This window comes from Cognaticolwellia aestuarii, assembly GCF_002000025.1.
Taxonomy (GTDB): Bacteria; Pseudomonadota; Gammaproteobacteria; order Enterobacterales; family Alteromonadaceae; genus Cognaticolwellia; species Cognaticolwellia aestuarii.
Genome location: NZ_MUZV01000016.1, coordinates 20,928 through 37,990, shown reverse-complemented (window position 1 = coordinate 37,990; position 17,063 = coordinate 20,928). Strand labels below are relative to the sequence as shown.

9 protein-coding genes are annotated in these 17,063 nt (G+C 40.1%); 6 read left to right on the top strand and 3 right to left on the bottom strand.

Features of this window, described 5'->3' with window-relative positions; genetic code table 11:
- Nucleotides 1-41: 41 nt before the first annotated feature.
- Genes B0169_RS17710 through prlC form a run of 3 tightly spaced genes read right to left on the bottom strand, consistent with a single transcriptional unit; the run spans nucleotide 42 to nucleotide 3,583 of the window.
- Nucleotides 42-833, bottom strand: a complete 792-nt coding sequence (locus B0169_RS17710) for a class I SAM-dependent methyltransferase (RefSeq protein ID WP_077288240.1) — start codon at nucleotides 831-833, stop codon at nucleotides 42-44.
- The gene (locus B0169_RS17705; protein WP_077288239.1) at nucleotides 823-1,536 is read right to left on the bottom strand and encodes a DNA-3-methyladenine glycosylase I; all 714 of its coding nucleotides are present in this window, start codon (nucleotides 1,534-1,536) and stop codon (nucleotides 823-825) included. Before B0169_RS17705 ends, B0169_RS17710 begins: the two co-directional genes overlap by 11 nt.
- Before the next feature lie 4 nt (nucleotides 1,537-1,540).
- Entirely contained in the window at nucleotides 1,541-3,583 is a 2,043-nt protein-coding gene (gene prlC, locus B0169_RS17700) for an oligopeptidase A (protein WP_077288257.1), read from the bottom strand.
- A gap of 546 nt (nucleotides 3,584-4,129) precedes the next feature.
- On the opposite strand from prlC, the gene B0169_RS17695 reads away from it, so the two are divergent.
- The 6 genes from B0169_RS17695 (at nucleotide 4,130) to B0169_RS17670 (ending at nucleotide 16,865) form a co-directional block, all read left to right on the top strand.
- Nucleotides 4,130-8,653: an EAL domain-containing protein gene (locus B0169_RS17695; protein ID WP_158077122.1), complete on the top strand. Its 4,524-nt coding sequence runs from the start codon at nucleotides 4,130-4,132 to the stop codon at nucleotides 8,651-8,653.
- Between the two features lie 97 nt (nucleotides 8,654-8,750).
- Nucleotides 8,751-10,103 (top strand): glutathione-disulfide reductase, encoded by a 1,353-nt coding sequence (gene gorA, locus B0169_RS17690; RefSeq protein ID WP_077288237.1) that lies wholly within the window; start codon nucleotides 8,751-8,753, stop codon nucleotides 10,101-10,103.
- Nucleotides 10,104-10,436: 333 nt separating this feature from the next.
- The gene (locus tag B0169_RS17685; RefSeq protein WP_077288236.1) at nucleotides 10,437-11,606 is read left to right on the top strand and encodes an efflux RND transporter periplasmic adaptor subunit; all 1,170 of its coding nucleotides are present in this window, start codon (nucleotides 10,437-10,439) and stop codon (nucleotides 11,604-11,606) included.
- A 12-nt stretch (nucleotides 11,607-11,618) separates the two neighbouring features.
- Nucleotides 11,619-14,750 (top strand): efflux RND transporter permease subunit, encoded by a 3,132-nt coding sequence (locus B0169_RS17680; protein WP_077288235.1) that lies wholly within the window; start codon nucleotides 11,619-11,621, stop codon nucleotides 14,748-14,750.
- Entirely contained in the window at nucleotides 14,750-16,180 is a 1,431-nt protein-coding gene (locus B0169_RS17675; RefSeq protein WP_077288234.1) for an efflux transporter outer membrane subunit, read from the top strand. The genes B0169_RS17680 and B0169_RS17675 overlap by 1 nt, the downstream gene beginning before the upstream one ends.
- A gap of 67 nt (nucleotides 16,181-16,247) precedes the next feature.
- On the top strand, nucleotides 16,248-16,865 hold the full coding sequence (locus tag B0169_RS17670) for a TetR/AcrR family transcriptional regulator (protein ID WP_077288233.1): 618 nt from the start codon (nucleotides 16,248-16,250) through the stop codon (nucleotides 16,863-16,865).
- Nucleotides 16,866-17,063 lie beyond the last annotated feature (198 nt).

Below are 17,063 nucleotides of genomic sequence, written 5' to 3'. Positions count from 1 at the left end.
ATGGTTTTAGTGATTCAATGCAACTTAGCTCAAAACAGCGTTTAGTTATTTTTAGGAATCGCTTGATTAACATAAACATCAAAACGATTTTTCTTCATATTTATGCTCGTTGAAGGCGCCTTACCTGCCAGTGGTGGCGCATAACTTGGTCGTTTAACGACAACACGATACTTGGCTAAGGCAATGGCTGGCGCAAGTAAGTTGTCAGCATCAAGATCTTCACCCACGAGCGACTGAAATACGCGCATTTCTTTTTTAACCGCGGCAGACTTTTCACGATGTGGATACATAGGATCAAGATAAATTACATCTGGTGGCTCGGCTAAGGTCATATTTTCAATCGATGAAGCATTAATTAAGCGCATTCGCTCGGTAATGTCATTAATTTCAGTGCTTAACTTCGCGCGTTCTAAACCATCTTCTAGTAAAGCGGCAACAATGGGCATACGCTCCATCATAGTGACATTACAACCTAAGGTGGCTAATACAAAAGCATCACGGCCCAAACCTGCAGTAGCGTCTAATACATTCGGGGTAAAGCCATGTTTTAAACCAACTGCTTTAGCAATGTCTTGACCTCGACCACCACCAAACTTACGACGATGGGCTGTCGCTCCATCAACAAAGTCAACGCAAATAGCACCAAGTTTTGGCTCATCAAGTTTACTCAGTTCTAAGCGTTGTAAGTTAACTTGCAAAGCAAACAATAACTTAGGATGATTTTTTACCGCAGCAATATCGCCGATATAATCAAGCTGCCATTTTTTTGCAATGCGTTTTGCTTTTTCTGTATCAACAGCATCAACATAAGCAACGGCAACTTTATTCAACATCTGCAACTTCTTCTAAATGTATATGATTGTCGCCCGTTGCATAAGCAATTAGGCGGCTTAGTTGACTTAGCGATAAGTTACTTTGTTGTTGCCAGTGATTAAAGCTTGCTTGGATAGCATTTAAGCTAGATTTAGTTTGAATGCCACCCGTAATAATGTCATGAGCACGAAAATAAGCTTCAACATCTCGGCTTAAAATAAAAGTGTCTTTGCCTAAAGCACGCAGGGCATAAGGTCCGGTGTTACCACCAAGGCGTTGGCCGTGCTTTTTCAAATAAGCCCATAAACCAATAATGTCGTTACTGGGCCAGTTTGCAATAAACTCAGCAAAACTGTGGCCTTTTTGTTGCTCTTCAAAAATCATTTGCCCGTTAGCTTTAATGGTTTTGACTTTATTAAAGTTACGAATGATTTTTGGATCGCTGGCTTTTCGCTCCATCATTTCTTCTGGCATCATCAAAACCTTTTCGATATTAAAATTAAAAAAGCTTTCTTCAAAGTTAGGCCATTTATTTTCTACCACGCGCCACACAAAACCTGATTGAAATACTTTTTTGCTGAACTCGGCTAAAAATCTATCGTCGCCTATTTGGGTTAGCAATTGATCTTGCTGACCAGTGCCTAATAAAATATTTAGCTTAGCAGCACCACCTTTGCGTTCAGCGGCGCGTTGATATATATCGTCAAATTTTTCTAATGCCATGTTATTAACCTGTGATGCCGCTATGACGTAACAAAGCGTCTATATTAGGCTCTCGTCCACGAAAGGCTTTAAATAGTTCGCTAGGCTCTTTTGAACCACCCATTTCTAAAACATTGGTTAAAAAGTCATGGCCGACTGTTTGGTTAAAAATGCCTTCTTCTTCAAAGCGAGAAAAGGCGTCTGCTGATAGTACTTCAGCCCACTTATAGCTGTAATAGCCTGCAGCATATCCGCCACCAAAAATATGGCCAAAGCTGTGCTGAAAACGATTGAACTCAGGTGCTTTTATTACCGCGTAATCATCTCGAACTTGGTTCAATACCTGTTGAATTTCATCACCTTTTTCTGGTGAATACTGGGCATGCATTTTAAAATCGAATAAGCTAAATTCTAGCTGACGGATCATTTGCATTGCCGATTGAAAGTTTTTCGCCGCTAACATTTTGTCTAGCATATCTTGTGGTAACGGTTCATCAGTTTGGTAATGACCAGAAATAAAAGCAAGTGCTTCAGGTTGCCAACACCAGTTTTCTAAAAATTGGCTTGGTAATTCAACCGCATCCCATGGCACACCGTTAATACCAGAAACGCCTGCTGCGTTAATTTGTGTCAGCATATGATGAATGCCATGACCAAACTCATGGAACAAGGTAACCACTTCGTCATGAGTGAATAAAGCCGGTTTGTCGCCCACAGGACCGTTAAAGTTACAAGTGAGGTAGGCTACGGGGTACTGAATATCGCCATTAGCTAATTCTCGTCGGCCGACACAATCGTCCATCCAAGCGCCGCCACGTTTGTGAGCACGCGCATATAAATCAAAGTAGAAGCTACCACGTAGCTGTTGATTGTTATCAAAAACATCGAAAAACTTAACATCTTTATGCCAAGTATCAACACCTTGACGTTCGCTAATCGTTAAACCAAATAAGCGATGTACTACTTCGAATAAGCCGGCAACGACTTTCTTTTCAGGGAAGTAAGGGCGTAGCTCTTCGTCAGAAATAGCGTAGCGTTCTTGTTTTAGTTTTTCACTGTAATAAGGTAAATCCCAAGCTTGCAAGTTGCTTTGGGCAAAGTTTTGTTTAGCAAATGCCGTAACTTCAACTAAGTCTTGCTCACCTTGAGCTTTTGATTTTACGGCTAAATCTTCTAAGAAGCCGATTACTTCATTGCTATTATTTGCCATTTTGGTTGCGAGAGACTTTTCTGCAAAGCTATCAAAACCGAGTAAGTTGGCAAGCTCATGACGTAAAGCGAGTAATTCACTCATGATCGGGCTGTTGTCATATTCACCAGCATTTGGGCCAATTTCAGAGGCACGGGTAACGTAAGCACGATACATTTTTTCGCGTAATGCTTGGTTATCACAGTAGGTCATGACCGGTAAATAACTTGGTATGTCTAAGGTAAATAACCAACCTGACTTTTCTTGTGCTTCGGCTAAGGCTTTTGCTGCCTCTTTCGCGCTTTCTGGTAATCCAGATAATTCGTTTTCATCGGTAATATTCACGCTAAATGCATGGGTAGCATCGAGAATATTATTACCAAAAGTTGAACTAAGTTCTGATAAGCGTGTAGCAATTTCGCCGTAGCGCTTTTTGTCGTTATCGTTCAGAGCAATACCTGACAAGGTGAAATCACGTAGCGCATTAGTGATAACTTTTTGTTGTGCGGTATCTAATTGTTTAAATTCATCACTTTCACTTAATTGCTGATAAGCGGTAAATAGGCCGGCATGTTGACCAACAAAGGTGCCATATTCAGATAAAAGTGGCAAACATGACTCATATGCTTCACGAAGTTCATCGTTGTTAACCACTGAGTTCATATGTGAGATAGGCGACCATAACTTACCTAATACGTCATCAACTTCATCAATAGGCGCAACTAAATTAGCCCATGTAAATTGTGTATTATTAGCTAACACATCGGCAATAGTACTTTTACAGTCAGCAATAGCTTGCTCAACAGCAGGTTTAATATGCTCAGGCTTAATTTTAGAAAATTGCGGTAATGGCGTATTTTGTAATAATGGATTGGTCATAGCAGGCACAACTTGTCGATAAATATTGTTAATAAAGGTAAGGGCAGAATTGTTAAATTCAAGTGATGTCATTGATATCTATTGTTTGGGGTGTGTCTTTATTAAAAATTTATCATCAAATTAGATTTTTATTAATAATATTAAGTGTCATACTGAATTTTAGTAGTAGGTTGATATTTGTAATTTAATTAGCGCTTATTGAGTAAATATAAGTCGATAATTAGAGGGAAAGTGTTAGCGATAAAAGGCCTTGTTTCGTATCAAATGGATAGATGATATTAAATGCGATACTTGATTTATTTAAAATGATTTTACTCGTTACCCATTATGAAAAATATGATCAGCTAGTGACTGGCAACGTGACTTTACATTAACTAAAGTGTTGGATAAGCCAGCAACGAAAAGTTGATTAATTATTTATCTATCTATACTCGTATATATTATTCATATTATGTTTTCTATTGAATTGAGTTTTTGAAAAATATGACCATTACTCATCGACTAATGTCTATTATTATTTGCTGCTTATGCTGTGCTGTTGTGCCCGTGGATGCAAAAATTAATAATATTGTTTTAGAACGACTTACGGTTGAAGACGGCTTGTCTCAAGCGAGTGTTATGGCGATCGCTCAAGACAAACAGGGCTATATTTGGTTTGGTACCGAAAACGGTATCAATATTTATGATGGTTACACCATCTCCTCTCTGGCGGGTCCTGATAATGACTTTCATAAGTTTAGTGTTAATCACATTTTTGTGGCTAGTGATGGTTTAATTTGGATATCGCTATTTGATAAGGGCTTATACACCTATAACCCCATAAGTAATGAGTATCGCTTGATTAGCGTTAAAGGTTTAAATGGTCAACAGCTCAATGTGTGGAAAATTACTGAAGATTTAAAAAATAACCATATTTGGTTTATCACCGAGAAAATGGCATTTCAATATCAGGTAGCTTCAGGCGCTGTAACACAACGTATTGACTTTACTGAACACTTTACGACTATAGGCACACTATTTAATGTTAATGTCTTAAATGGCAGAGTATTTTTTGCTAGTCGAGCTGGGCTGTTTGTGTATGAGCTCGAATCAGAACGTTTAACTAAACTACCTCATGTGCAACATAGTGATACCGCGGGAATAAACTTTGATCTAAAAGAAGCCGCAAAGGTTTTTGGTGTCACGCTTGTCGATAAGCATTATTACGTTGGTACCAATGATGGTGTTTTTAGCTTTTCAGAACAAAATCTAGTCGCTCTTTTACAAAAAGGTGTTAAGGAATTAGCCTACCAAAGCATGATAGAAAATGTTGCAGTTTGGGAGTTAGTCGCGTTTGAAAATACGGTTTATGTTGCAACCACCACAGGTCTTTACCGTATTGATAATAATACTAAATATAGTGAGTTTTTATTAAAGTTTGGTGAATATTTTCAAACAGTTGCTGATGCTAATGTGCTCGATTTACTGATAGATTATAATGGCCAGTTATGGATGGGTTCTAAAAGTTCTGGGGCATATAGGTGGGATCCAAGCACTGAAATTATTACCACGTATACCTATGATAGTCATAATCTAAATAGTTTATCTAATGGCAGTGTTAATGTCATGGCGCCAGCGCCAAATAAGCAATTGTGGATTGGCACAGATGATGGATTGAACCTTGTTAATCTCGAAAAAAATAGCATCAAACGCTACTTGCTCAACAAGAATGACAAAACCTCTTTCACTCACAGTAATATTTCAGGTATTGAGAAGGATTACTTAGGCCGGTTATGGTTGTTAACCGCTGACGGTGTCATTTTATTTGATGAGATTGAGAAAGAAATTATTCAAGCAAAATTCCCTGAAAAAACCCACCAGTTGCTGAAAATAAAAAATGGCTGGGCCACAATCAAAAGCTTAGGTGAATATATCTGGATGATCTCTGACTCGGGTATACATAAAATTCATGCTCAGACAGGTGAGGTGACTAAGTTAGAAAATTTACCTGATTATTTTAATAGTCGATATGCCTCGAATATCATGAAGTCCTTCTCTGCTGATCCGAACGATATTTTAATCTCAACAACGGACACGCTGTGGCAATATAATCAGCTTACTCAGCAATTAACTAAAATATATCATCAAGAAGAGTTGTCAAAAGAAGGCAATAGCTATATTGACCACTGGGTTCGTGATAGCAATGGTTTAATTTGGTTTTCTTTCTCTCAAGTTGGAGTCTTTGCGATAAACCCTGATGATTATCAGGTGCAATATTTTTTCGATGAGCACAACAGTATATTAGACATTAATGTTTATGGCGTTCAGGTTGATAGTGCGGATAATATATGGGTTTCAAGCCATGGTGGTTTATTCCGAATACGAATAGCCGATCAACATATACGTCGTTTTAATAAACTCGATGGTTTAGCTAGCTCAGAATTTAATGCGGGATCTTTTTACCCTTTGGCAGACGGGCGATTTGCGTACGGTGGTATCTCTGGGGTGAGCCTCTTTGACCCAATATTACTGGAAAATAAAAACAAGAATATTAATAACACTGTCAGGATTGTTAAGGTAGACACCTTATCGAGACCGCTTAATTTGCCACTTTTTTTATCTAATAATGACCAAGTCGATTTAGCGTATGACGACTTTGGTATCCGAATCGATTTTAGCGATTTTTCTTACGGCCATACTGAAAATCCAATATTTAAATTTGGCTTTGTTGATGGCGTTTCATTTCCTGAAACCCAACAAAACTTTGTAACTTTTCCACGCTTAGACCCCGGCAATTATATTTTTAAAGTACAAATAAAGTCAGTGCTTACTGGAGAGTTTTCAGCACCTTCTTTTATTCGTATAAACGTGAACTATGCTCCTTGGAAATCACCACTGGCGTATAGCCTTTATGCCATCACTTTTATTATGATGCTAGCACTATGGTATAGACGTCGACAATTAAGACAAAAAGTTCTGATTGAGGCCCACAAAGAGGTAACATATCGAGAAAATCGCTTACAGCTAGCCTTATCAGCAAGTAATAGTGAAGTGTGGGATTGGCAGGCAGATAGTGACGTTATTTTTGCTAAGCGCTTTTCTCATGAACTTGGTTATCAAAACCAAGACCTAGCAATAAGTTTATCAAAGCATGTCGAATTTATTCACAAGGAAGATCAAAGTGAGTTTTTTAATAAGTGGCAAAATTTTCTAGCAAATGCAGACCCTGAGGCTCTTTTTGAGTGCACCTACCGTTTAAAGTGCGCTAATGATAATTGGATGTGGTATCGAGACGTAGGTAAAATTGTTGCCTTTGATCATGATAACCGCCCCTCTCGGGTGACAGGTTCATATAGCAACGTTACTGAGTCGAAGGTTATGCAGGAACGAGCGCAATACTATGGAGCTGCGTTTGAGCAAACACGTGATTGGGTGCTAATTTTTGATGAAGCGTTTGAAGTAGGGCGAGCAAACAAATCAATGTCGGATGTTTTTGGTTGGGAAAATGAAGAATTAGCCTTAGCTAACTGCATTCCTGGTATCACCCGTGCGCGCACTGAGTATTATCGTAAGTTATTACCTATTATTTTACGTAAAGGTCATTGGCGTGGTGAAGAACTTATTACCACCCCCAACGGAAAAAAATATCATGTGATAATAAATATCAGCGTTAGCGTTAATATAGAGCATCAAAAAACTCATTTTATTTGCGTGTATACCGATATTACCGCACAAAAGTCAGCCGAAGATGAATTACGTATCATGGCGAATTACGATCACTTAACGGGCTTACCTAACCGAACACTGCTCCTTGATCGTATTGCTCATGCCACCGCTTCTTCAAGGCGAAGTAAAGAACCTATTGCGTTATTTTTTATAGACCTTGATCGCTTTAAGCAAATTAATGATTCGCTAGGGCATGAATGTGGCGATTTACTCCTAAAAGAAGTATCTAAACGTTTAGTCACGTCGATGCGTGCTGACGATACACTAGCGAGAATTGGCGGAGACGAGTTTGTTGCTTTACTTGAACGTTTTCGCAGTGCTAACGAGCTTGCAGGCATAGCGCAAAAGTTTATTAATTTAGTTCAACAACCCTTTACCCTCAATAATAATGTTGTCAGTATTGGGGCCAGCATTGGCATTTCACTTTTCCCAGATGATGCGGAGAGCTCTGAAGAGCTATTTAGAAATGCTGATGTTGCTATGTATCATGCTAAACAATTAGGCCGTAATAATTATCAATTTTTTACTGAGCATATGAATGAAGAAGCTAAACAACGTCTTGAGAAGGAAACTAATTTAAAGTTGGCGTTCGCTAATGAAGAATTTTTTAATGCCTACCAACCTATAATTGATGCCTACACTGGCAAGTCGGTAGGGGCAGAGCTGTTAATGCGCTGGCTACATAAAGGTAATGTTGTGCCGCCAGTCGAGTTTATTAGTCTTGCAGAAGAGTTAGGGCTGATTGTTGCGATGACAGAACAAGCCATTACACGAGGCTTTGCACAATTGAAATTATGGCGAGAGGAAAGGCCTGATTTTTATCTTTCAGTAAATTTCTCTGCAAAACATTTTAGTGATAATAATTTAATTGCCTCTATAAAAAGGCAGCTACAAAAGTTTGATTTACCCGCAAATGCATTGAAAATAGAAATTACAGAAAGTGCTTTTATTTTTGAACCCGAAAAGGCAATTCAAACAATGAATGAACTGAGTGACATGGGGGTTTTACTGGCGCTTGATGATTTTGGCACTGGTTTTTCATCTTTAGCGTACTTAAAGCAATTGCCGCTGGACATCATTAAAATCGATCGCAGCTTTGTTAATGGCATTGGCGTTGAAAAAACTGATGAGGCCATTGTTGAGGCCACATTAGTCTTAGCGAACAATTTAAATATGTACTGTATTGCTGAAGGTGTTGAAACCGAAGCACAGCTTAAATACTTGGCTGAACGCCAATGTCACTATATTCAAGGCTACTTATATTGTAAGCCTATCTCGGCCAATGAACTGATAAAGCTCTTGAAGGAAAACCGTGATGAAATTAAAGTGCTTTCAGTTAGGTCTGCTTCTGATGGTAATTTATAATAATATTCTTATCAGTTAAGCACTGAGCTTTTTATATTTATCATTCACCTATATCTGATGCAATACATCTATATTAATAGAAAATAAGGTAACAACCATGACACAACATTTCGACTACATTTCAATTGGCGCTGGCAGTGGCGGTATTGCCTCAGCAAACCGAGCTGCGCGTTTAGGTAAAAAAGCGGCAGTTATTGAAGCCAAACATATTGGTGGTACTTGTGTGAATGTCGGTTGTGTACCAAAAAAAGCCATGTGGTACGCTGGTCAAATTGCTGACGCCCTACATTATGCTAATGATTATGGTTTTAAAGCGCCACTACAAAGCTTTGATTGGTCAACGCTTGTAAAAAATAGAGAAGCATATATTGAACGCATTCATGCTGCTTATGCACGTGGTTTTGCTAGTAATGATGTTACTGTTATCAACGGATTTGCTAAGTTTGTTGATAAAAATACCGTAGATGTTGATGGTGTTTTGTATACCGCAGATCACATCACTATTGCTACAGGTGGGCGTCCAAGTCGTCCAAGTATTGAAGGTGCAGAGCACGGTATTGATTCTGATGGTTTTTTTGCCTTAACTGAACAGCCAGAAAAAGTAGCGGTTGTTGGTGCGGGTTATATTGCAGTTGAACTTGCCGGTGTTTTACATGCGCTGGGTAGCGAATCACACTTATTAGTACGAAAAGAAAAACCATTACGCGGTTTTGATGACATGCTCAGTGACACTTTAGTGGAACAGATGGCTAAACATGGCCCAACACTACATACCATGAGTGTGCCAACGCGTGTTGAAAAGCATAGCGATAATACCTTAACGATTCATTTAGACAACGGTAAAACGGTTGGGCCTGTTAATACCGTGATCTGGGCGATTGGCCGAGAGCCTGCCACTGATAACATTAACATTGAATCGACAGGTATTAAGCTCGACAAACGTGGTTTTATTCCAACAGACAAGTTTCAAAATACTGACGTTGCCGGCATTTATGCCGTAGGCGACAATACAGGTCGCGCACAGTTAACACCGGTAGCTGTTGCTGCTGGTCGCCGTTTATGTGAGCGCTTATTTAACAACAAACCTAACGAGCATTTAGATTACTCAAATATAGCGACTGTCGTCTTTAGTCATCCGGTAATTGGTACTGTTGGCATGTCAGAACAAGAAGCAATTGAAGAGTACGGTGTTGATAACGTTAAAGTCTATAACTCTCAATTTACGGCTTTATATCAAGCGATAACGGAAGATTATCGTGACCCCACTCGTATGAAGTTGGTATGTATCGGTAAAGAAGAAAAAATAGTGGGTATTCACAGTATTGGTTTTGGTAGTGATGAGTTATTACAAGGTTTTGCTGTGGCGATGAAAATGGGCGCAACTAAAGCTGATTTTGATAACACCGTTGCTATTCATCCTACATCGGCGGAAGAGTTTGTTACTATGTAAGCATTGGTGCTATTCACTCTTATTGAGCATATGAATCTATGTTTAGCACTTTAGTTACTCACCACTAAGTGTTGTCAAAGCGTTTTGTATGCCGCCTAGCTTAGCTGGTTAAAGAGAAGTAAAATATAATTTAAGAGCTGCTTAATTACTTTAAGCGGCTCTTTTTATTTAACCTGAATGTGGAAATTGGCTTTTAAAAGTGTAATCAATTGTACAGGGTTAACCTAAGTTATGGCTGTACAATTCATTACATTTTTTAACGTCTGAAAAATTTTAAATTAGCTTTTCTTAAGTTAGAATGATCGTTCATTCTAATATAGAGAGTATTTATTTATGCAGTTTTACCGTATCGGTCTATTAATTTTATCGGCCATCGTTGGTTCTGTTGTTTTAACTGGATGTGATGTTGTGGCTGAGCAGGCTAAACCTTCAGCTCCCCAAGCGACACCCGTTGGTGTACTTACGTTAAAAAGCCAATCGATCACCCTTAAGAAAGAATTACCTGGGCGTGTAAATGCATTTCAAATTGCTGAAATTCGTCCTCAAGTTAGCGGCATTGTGCAATCACGCTTATTTGTTGAAGGTAAAGAGGTTGAGCAAGGCCAAGCGCTTTATCAAATCAATCCAGCAGTATTTGAAGCTGAGCTTGCTGCCAGTGAAGCAGCTGTTGCCAGAGCAGAAGCCAGCATTGCTAGTAGTAAATCTAAGGCAACTCGCTATAGTGAACTGTTAAAAATTAACGCGGTAAGTCAGCAAGACTTCGATGAAGCTGATGCTGCATATAAACAGGCACGTGCTGAATTACTGACAGCTAAAGCGCAGCTGCAATCGGCAAAAATTAATATTGAATATAGCCATGTATCATCACCTATAAGTGGCCAAATCAGTAAATCAAGCGTCACCGTTGGTGCGTTAGTCAGTGCAAATCAAAGTAGTGCCCTTGCCACTGTTACTCAACTAGATCCTATATACATCGATTTAACACAGTCAAGCAACGAGCTTACTCAGCTTAAAATGGCCTTGGCTTCAGGACAATTGACAATTGATTCTGCTAAGCAAACCGACGTTGAATTAACGTTGGAAGATGGTTCTGCATATGCCTTTAAAGGGACACTACAATTTTCTGAAGTTACCGTTGATCCGAGTACAGGTTCAGTTACTTTACGTGCTAAGTTCCCTAACCCCGACCAACTTTTACTGCCTGGCATGTACACACGAGCGACTATTGTTGAGGGTGTTAAAGCGAATGCTATTTTAGTACCACAGCGCGGTGTAAGTCGTAACAATAAAGGTCAGCCTACGGCTATGGTTGTTGGTAAAGATAACAAAGTACAAAGCAGAGTCCTAACTGTTGATAGAACCATTGGTTCTGATTGGCTCGTCACTGATGGTTTAAGCGATGGCGATAAATTAATTATCGAAGGTTTACAAAAGATTCGTCCTGGTGCGCTAGTTGCGCCGGCTGAAATTCAATCGTCTGCCACTGCTGATCAAGCGCAATAACGGAGAGTTTTAATGTCACGATTTTTTATCGACAGACCCATTTTTGCCTGGGTATTGGCAATAGTAGTGATGCTAGCAGGTATTTTAGCGATTCAAAGCTTACCTATTGCTCAGTACCCGTCAATTGCGCCACCTGCAATTAGTATTACTGCAACATATCCAGGTGCCTCAGCCCGTACGCTTGAAGATACGGTTACTCAGGTCATAGAGCAAAAAATGAAAGGCCTTGACGGCTTACTTTATATGTCGTCAACATCTGAGTCGAGCGGCTCTGCTACGCTGACGCTTTCATTTAGTGCTGAAACAGACCCTGATATAGCGCAGGTACAAGTACAAAATAAGCTGGCAACTGCAACGCCACTGTTGCCTGAAGAAGTACAAAGACAAGGTGTTACGGTTGCAAAGTCAGCGCGTAACTTTTTAATGGTATTAGGTTTTGTGTCAAAAGATGGCAGCATGACAAATATCGACATTGGCGATTATGTCTCATCGAATGTGCAAGATATTGTTTCGCGTGTTGAAGGCATAGGTGAAGTGCAGTTATTTGGCTCACAATACGCTATGCGAGTTTGGTTAGACCCTGCAAAATTACAAAATTATAAGTTAACACCTGCAGATATTAGTGCGGCAATTAGCGCGCAAAACGCGCAAGTTTCGGCTGGTCAGTTAGGCGGTATGCCAGCAATCGCAGGTCAGCAATTAAATGCAACGGTAACTGCACAAAGTCGCTTGCAAACAGCTGAGCAGTTTGAGCAAATTTTAGTAAAAACTAATACAGATGGTTCATTTGTTCGCCTTGCAGATGTTGCTCGTGTTGAACTTGGTGGCGAAAGCTATCGCGTTGTTGCCCGTTATGATGGTAAACCCGCTTCAGGGCTTGGTATTAAACTTGCCAGTGGTGCTAACGCATTAGACGCAGCTGCAGGGGTTAAGGCGGCAATTGAAGAGTTAAAACCGTTTTTTCCTGAAGGTTTAGATGTTGTAGTGCCTTACGACACAACACCGTTTGTATCGTTATCTATTGAAAAGGTAGTACATACGTTAATTGAAGCAGTTATTTTAGTTTTTGTAGTTATGTATCTGTTTTTACAAAACTTTAGAGCAACGCTTATACCCACTATTGCCGTACCCGTGGTGTTGCTAGGTACCTTTGGTATTTTGTTTGCTTTTGGTTACTCAATTAATACTTTAACTATGTTTGCCATGGTATTAGCTATTGGTTTATTGGTTGATGATGCTATTGTTGTGGTAGAAAACGTTGAGCGTTTGATGACCGAAGAAAAGCTCTCAGCACTTGCCGCAACGCGTAAATCAATGGATGAAATTAAAGGTGCTTTAGTGGGCATTGCGATGGTGCTGTCAGCGGTATTTATACCAATGGCCTTTTTCAGCGGTTCAACCGGCATTATTTATCGTCAATTTTCGATAACACTGGTATCTGCAATGGGCTTGTCTGTTTTGGTGGCGCTTATTTTAACGCCAGCATTGTGTGCTACTTTGTTAAAGCCTAGCCATGTGCATACTGATAGTTCGCTAATAGGTAAGTTTTTTTCTGGCTTTAACCGAGGTTTTGATAAAACTAACGCGGGCGCTCAAAGTTTTGTTAGTCGCATGATCACTCATTCAAAACGCTACTTGCTTATTTATGGCGTTATTGTTGGCGGCATGGTGTATGTATTTTCGAGCTTGCCAGCAGCATTCTTGCCTGACGAAGACCAAGGAATTTTATTTAACCAAATATCGTTGCCAGCGGGTTCAACAACACAAGAAACATTAGAGGTGGTTAAAAAAGTTGAACACCATTACTTAAACGATCAATCGGAGGCGGTTAACGGTATTTTCACTGTTACTGGTTTTAGTTTTGCTGGCTCAGGTCAGAACTCTGCCATTGGTTTTGTTAATTTTAAGCATTGGGATGAACGTCAGCGCGATGATTTATCCGTGCAGGCAGTCGCTGGTAAAGCAATGGGGTATTTCTCTACTATTAAAGAAGCATTTGTATTTGCTTTTCCACCACCGGCAATTGTTGAGTTAGGCACGGCGAATGGTTTTAACGTGTTTCTACAAGACCGTGTTGGCTTAGGTCATGATGCATTGTTAGCAGCACGAAATCAGCTATTGGGTATGGCGAGCCAAAGCCCAATTTTGGCAGGTGTACGTCCAAACGGCCAAGAAGATATGCCGGAACTACAATTGGATATCGATTTGGCTAAGGCTGAGGCACTCGGGGTTTCGCAGAGCGACATTAATAGTACACTCGCTACGGCTTGGGGGAGTAGTTATGTTAATGACTTTATTGACCGTGGTCGTGTGAAAAAAGTGTACCTGCAAGGTGATGCGCAATCACGTATGGTGCCTGAAGATCTTAATAAATGGTATGTACGCAATGTTAACGGTGACATGGTACCTTTTTCAGCTTTTGCTAGTTCATTCTGGACCTACGGTTCACCACGCTTAGAGCGCTATAATGGCTTTTCAGCAATGGAAATTCAAGGCAGTGCAGCGCCTGGATACAGTACTGGTCAAGCAATGGATGAAATGGAGCGTTTAGTTAAGCAGTTGCCAAATGGTATTGCTTCAGAATGGACCGGTATTTCGTTTCAAGAACGCTCAAGTAGTGGCCAAGCACCACTGCTGTATGGATTGTCATTACTGTTTGTATTTTTATGTTTAGCTGCGCTATATGAAAGTTGGTCTGTGCCATTTGCGGTTATGCTCATTGTGCCATTAGGTATCTTTGGTGCCATTATGGCAGCACTTGGTGGTGGTTTATCGAATGATATTTACTTACAAGTAGGTTTATTAACGACCATAGGGCTTGCATCGAAAAATGCGATATTAATTGTTGAGTTTGCTATTCATAAAATGGACGAGGGTTTAGCATTAGTTGATGCAGCAATAGCCGCTGTGCGTTTACGCTTACGACCAATATTAATGACGTCAATGGCCTTTATTTGTGGTGTTTTACCGTTAGCTATTGCTTCAAGTGCAGGCTCTGGCGCACAAAATGCACTAGGTATCTCAATTATTGGTGGCACACTTGCGTCATCTATTTTAGTGGTCGTTTTCGTGCCAATGTTTTTCGTGATTGTGCGTAGAATCTTTCCAGGTAAAGCTAAGACTGCTGTTGAGGGCGCTGAATAATGAACATAACGAGTTTAAAATCATTAAGCTTAAGTGCCATCACTTTAGTTATTTTAAGTGGTTGTCAGTTAGCCCCCACACAACCAACGTTAACGTTACCTGTTCCTGATGCATATAGCTCAACCGAGGTGAAAACCAGTGCAGCCCAGCTAAATTGGCAGCAATTTTTTAATGATGACAAATTACAAACCTTAATAGCACAAAGTCTTGAGCACAATAAGGATCTGCAAATTGCCGTGCTTAATGTTCAACGAGTACGTGGTATGTATCAGATTGAAGATTCAGCGTTATATCCGTCACTGGATTTGAATGCCAGCGGTACACGCCAGCGTTTACCTGCTGACTTATCAAGCACTGGTAGTGCGGCTATTAGTTCACAATATGGCGCCACAGTTGGTATTACCTCATACGAGTTAGATATTTGGGGCAAGGTACGTAATCAGTCAGCGCAGGCACTGCAAAATTTGTACTCGACTGAGCTTAGTCAATATAGCACACAAGTTTCGTTAGTTTCGGAGCTTGCCAATGCATGGCTTAATTATGCAACAGACCTACAACTTCTGGCATTAGCAAATGAAACACTGGCCTCACAACAAACCTCACTTTCGCTTACACAGAAAAGCTTTGATTTAGGCGCAGCGTCTTTAATTACACTTGAGCAACTTAAAAGTACAGTGGCTACTGCGAAAGTTGATATTGCAAGGTATAAGCGGCTACTGAAACGCGATAAAAACGCGCTTGATTTATTAGTCGGTAAGCCTGTTCCAGCGAACTTGCTGCCAAGCGCAGACTTAGAGAGCCTGCTTACTATGCCAGAAGTGCCGGTTGGTTTACCTTCTGATCTATTGTCGCAACGCCCTGATATCAAAGCCGCTGAGCACCTATTACTGGCTGCAAATGCGAACATTGGTATTGCTCGTGCGGCATTTTATCCCAGTATTAGTTTAACGGCTAATGCAGGATCTGCGTCTAGTGATTTAAGCGGACTGTTTGATTCAGGTTCAGGTTCATGGAGTTTTGTGCCGTCAATTAACTTACCTATTTTTAACATGGGGCGTAACCAGGCGAACCTTGACGTTGCTGAAGCAGAGCAAGAAATTGCTGTGGCAACTTATCAACAAAAAATTCAAGGTGCCTTTCGAGAAGTCGCTGACGCACTTGCTGATAGAGAAGGCTATCAAGAGCAACTTAGCGCGCTTGAACTGTTGATAAATAGCCGGAAAAAAACCTTTGAGTTATCAAGCATGCGTTACAAAAAAGGTGCTGACAGTTATCTACAAGTATTGGATGCACAACGAACTTGGTATGGCGCACAGCAAGAGTTAATTAGTGGCCAGCAGGCATATCTTGCTAGCCAAATTAATTTATATAAAGTGCTCGGTGGTGGCTGGAGTAGCACGACCGAACAACCGACTCAAGAGCCTAAATAACATAGCAAGTACGGTGTAGAAATTCACCGTACTTATCTAAGTAAAAGGCCTAGTAGTGGAGTTAAAGATGAAACCAAAAAATAAAAGACATATAGATCCAGCATTAGCTGAAGCACGACGTAATCAAGTGCTTACTGCAGCAGCAGAGTGTTTTCGTCGTAAAGGCTTTCATGGTGCTGGTATGGCTGAAATATCAAAAACAGCTGGGATGAGTGCCGGGCATATTTATAACTACTTTGACAGCAAAGAAGCGATTATAGAAAGCATTATTGAGAAAGACATGGAAGAAATGTTCTCAATATTTCAAGAGTTTGAAGAGCAGCCAGGTGATATTTTAACGGTTCTGCTTAATGGGTTGAATGTTGGCGTGCAACGACATATGGACACAGGAGAGTGTGCGGTTGATTTAGAAATGTTAGCAGAGGCAGGGCGCAATAATAAAGTTGCGACCTTGTTACGAGATGCTGACACAAAAGCACGTAATAGAATGCGTCAGTTATTGATGAGCGAGCGAAGTGTCATTAAAGAAATTTCTGCTATCGAGTTAGAAAGTCGAATTAATGTCATTTTTTCGGTGATGGCGGGTTTATTGTTAAGAAAAGTACTTTATCCTGAATTAACAGAAGAAACGGTATTGATTGCGCTTCGACCAGCAATAAAAACCTTACTTATGCCATTCGAATAACCATTATTTAAGACAAGTGTTAGCTGGCAAGAAAAATGTCGGCAGCAGTTGTTTTATCGCTGTTGATTAAGTCAGCCACATGTATTGATGTCTATGCGATTTCAACCAGCATAGTGCAGCGAACTCGCATATTGAGGGGAGGAGGAAAGCGATTAATTGATCTAAACTTGCTTTCAGGCACTTTTCTGTTTGTTACGC

What these genes read in the sequence shown, in the direction of transcription:
- B0169_RS17670 (WP_077288233.1), top strand. Translation starts at nt 16,248, where the DNA reads ATGAAACCAAAAAATAAAAGACATATAGATCCAGCATTAGCTGAAGCA.
- B0169_RS17680 (WP_077288235.1), top strand. Translation starts at nt 11,619, where the DNA reads ATGTCACGATTTTTTATCGACAGACCCATTTTTGCCTGGGTATTGGCA.
- gorA (WP_077288237.1), top strand. Translation starts at nt 8,751, where the DNA reads ATGACACAACATTTCGACTACATTTCAATTGGCGCTGGCAGTGGCGGT.
- B0169_RS17685 (WP_077288236.1), top strand. Translation starts at nt 10,437, where the DNA reads ATGCAGTTTTACCGTATCGGTCTATTAATTTTATCGGCCATCGTTGGT.
- B0169_RS17710 (WP_077288240.1), bottom strand. Translation starts at nt 833, where the DNA reads ATGTTGAATAAAGTTGCCGTTGCTTATGTTGATGCTGTTGATACAGAA.
- B0169_RS17705 (WP_077288239.1), bottom strand. Translation starts at nt 1,536, where the DNA reads ATGGCATTAGAAAAATTTGACGATATATATCAACGCGCCGCTGAACGC.
- B0169_RS17675 (WP_077288234.1), top strand. Translation starts at nt 14,750, where the DNA reads ATGAACATAACGAGTTTAAAATCATTAAGCTTAAGTGCCATCACTTTA.
- prlC (WP_077288257.1), bottom strand. Translation starts at nt 3,583, where the DNA reads ATGACCAATCCATTATTACAAAATACGCCATTACCGCAATTTTCTAAA.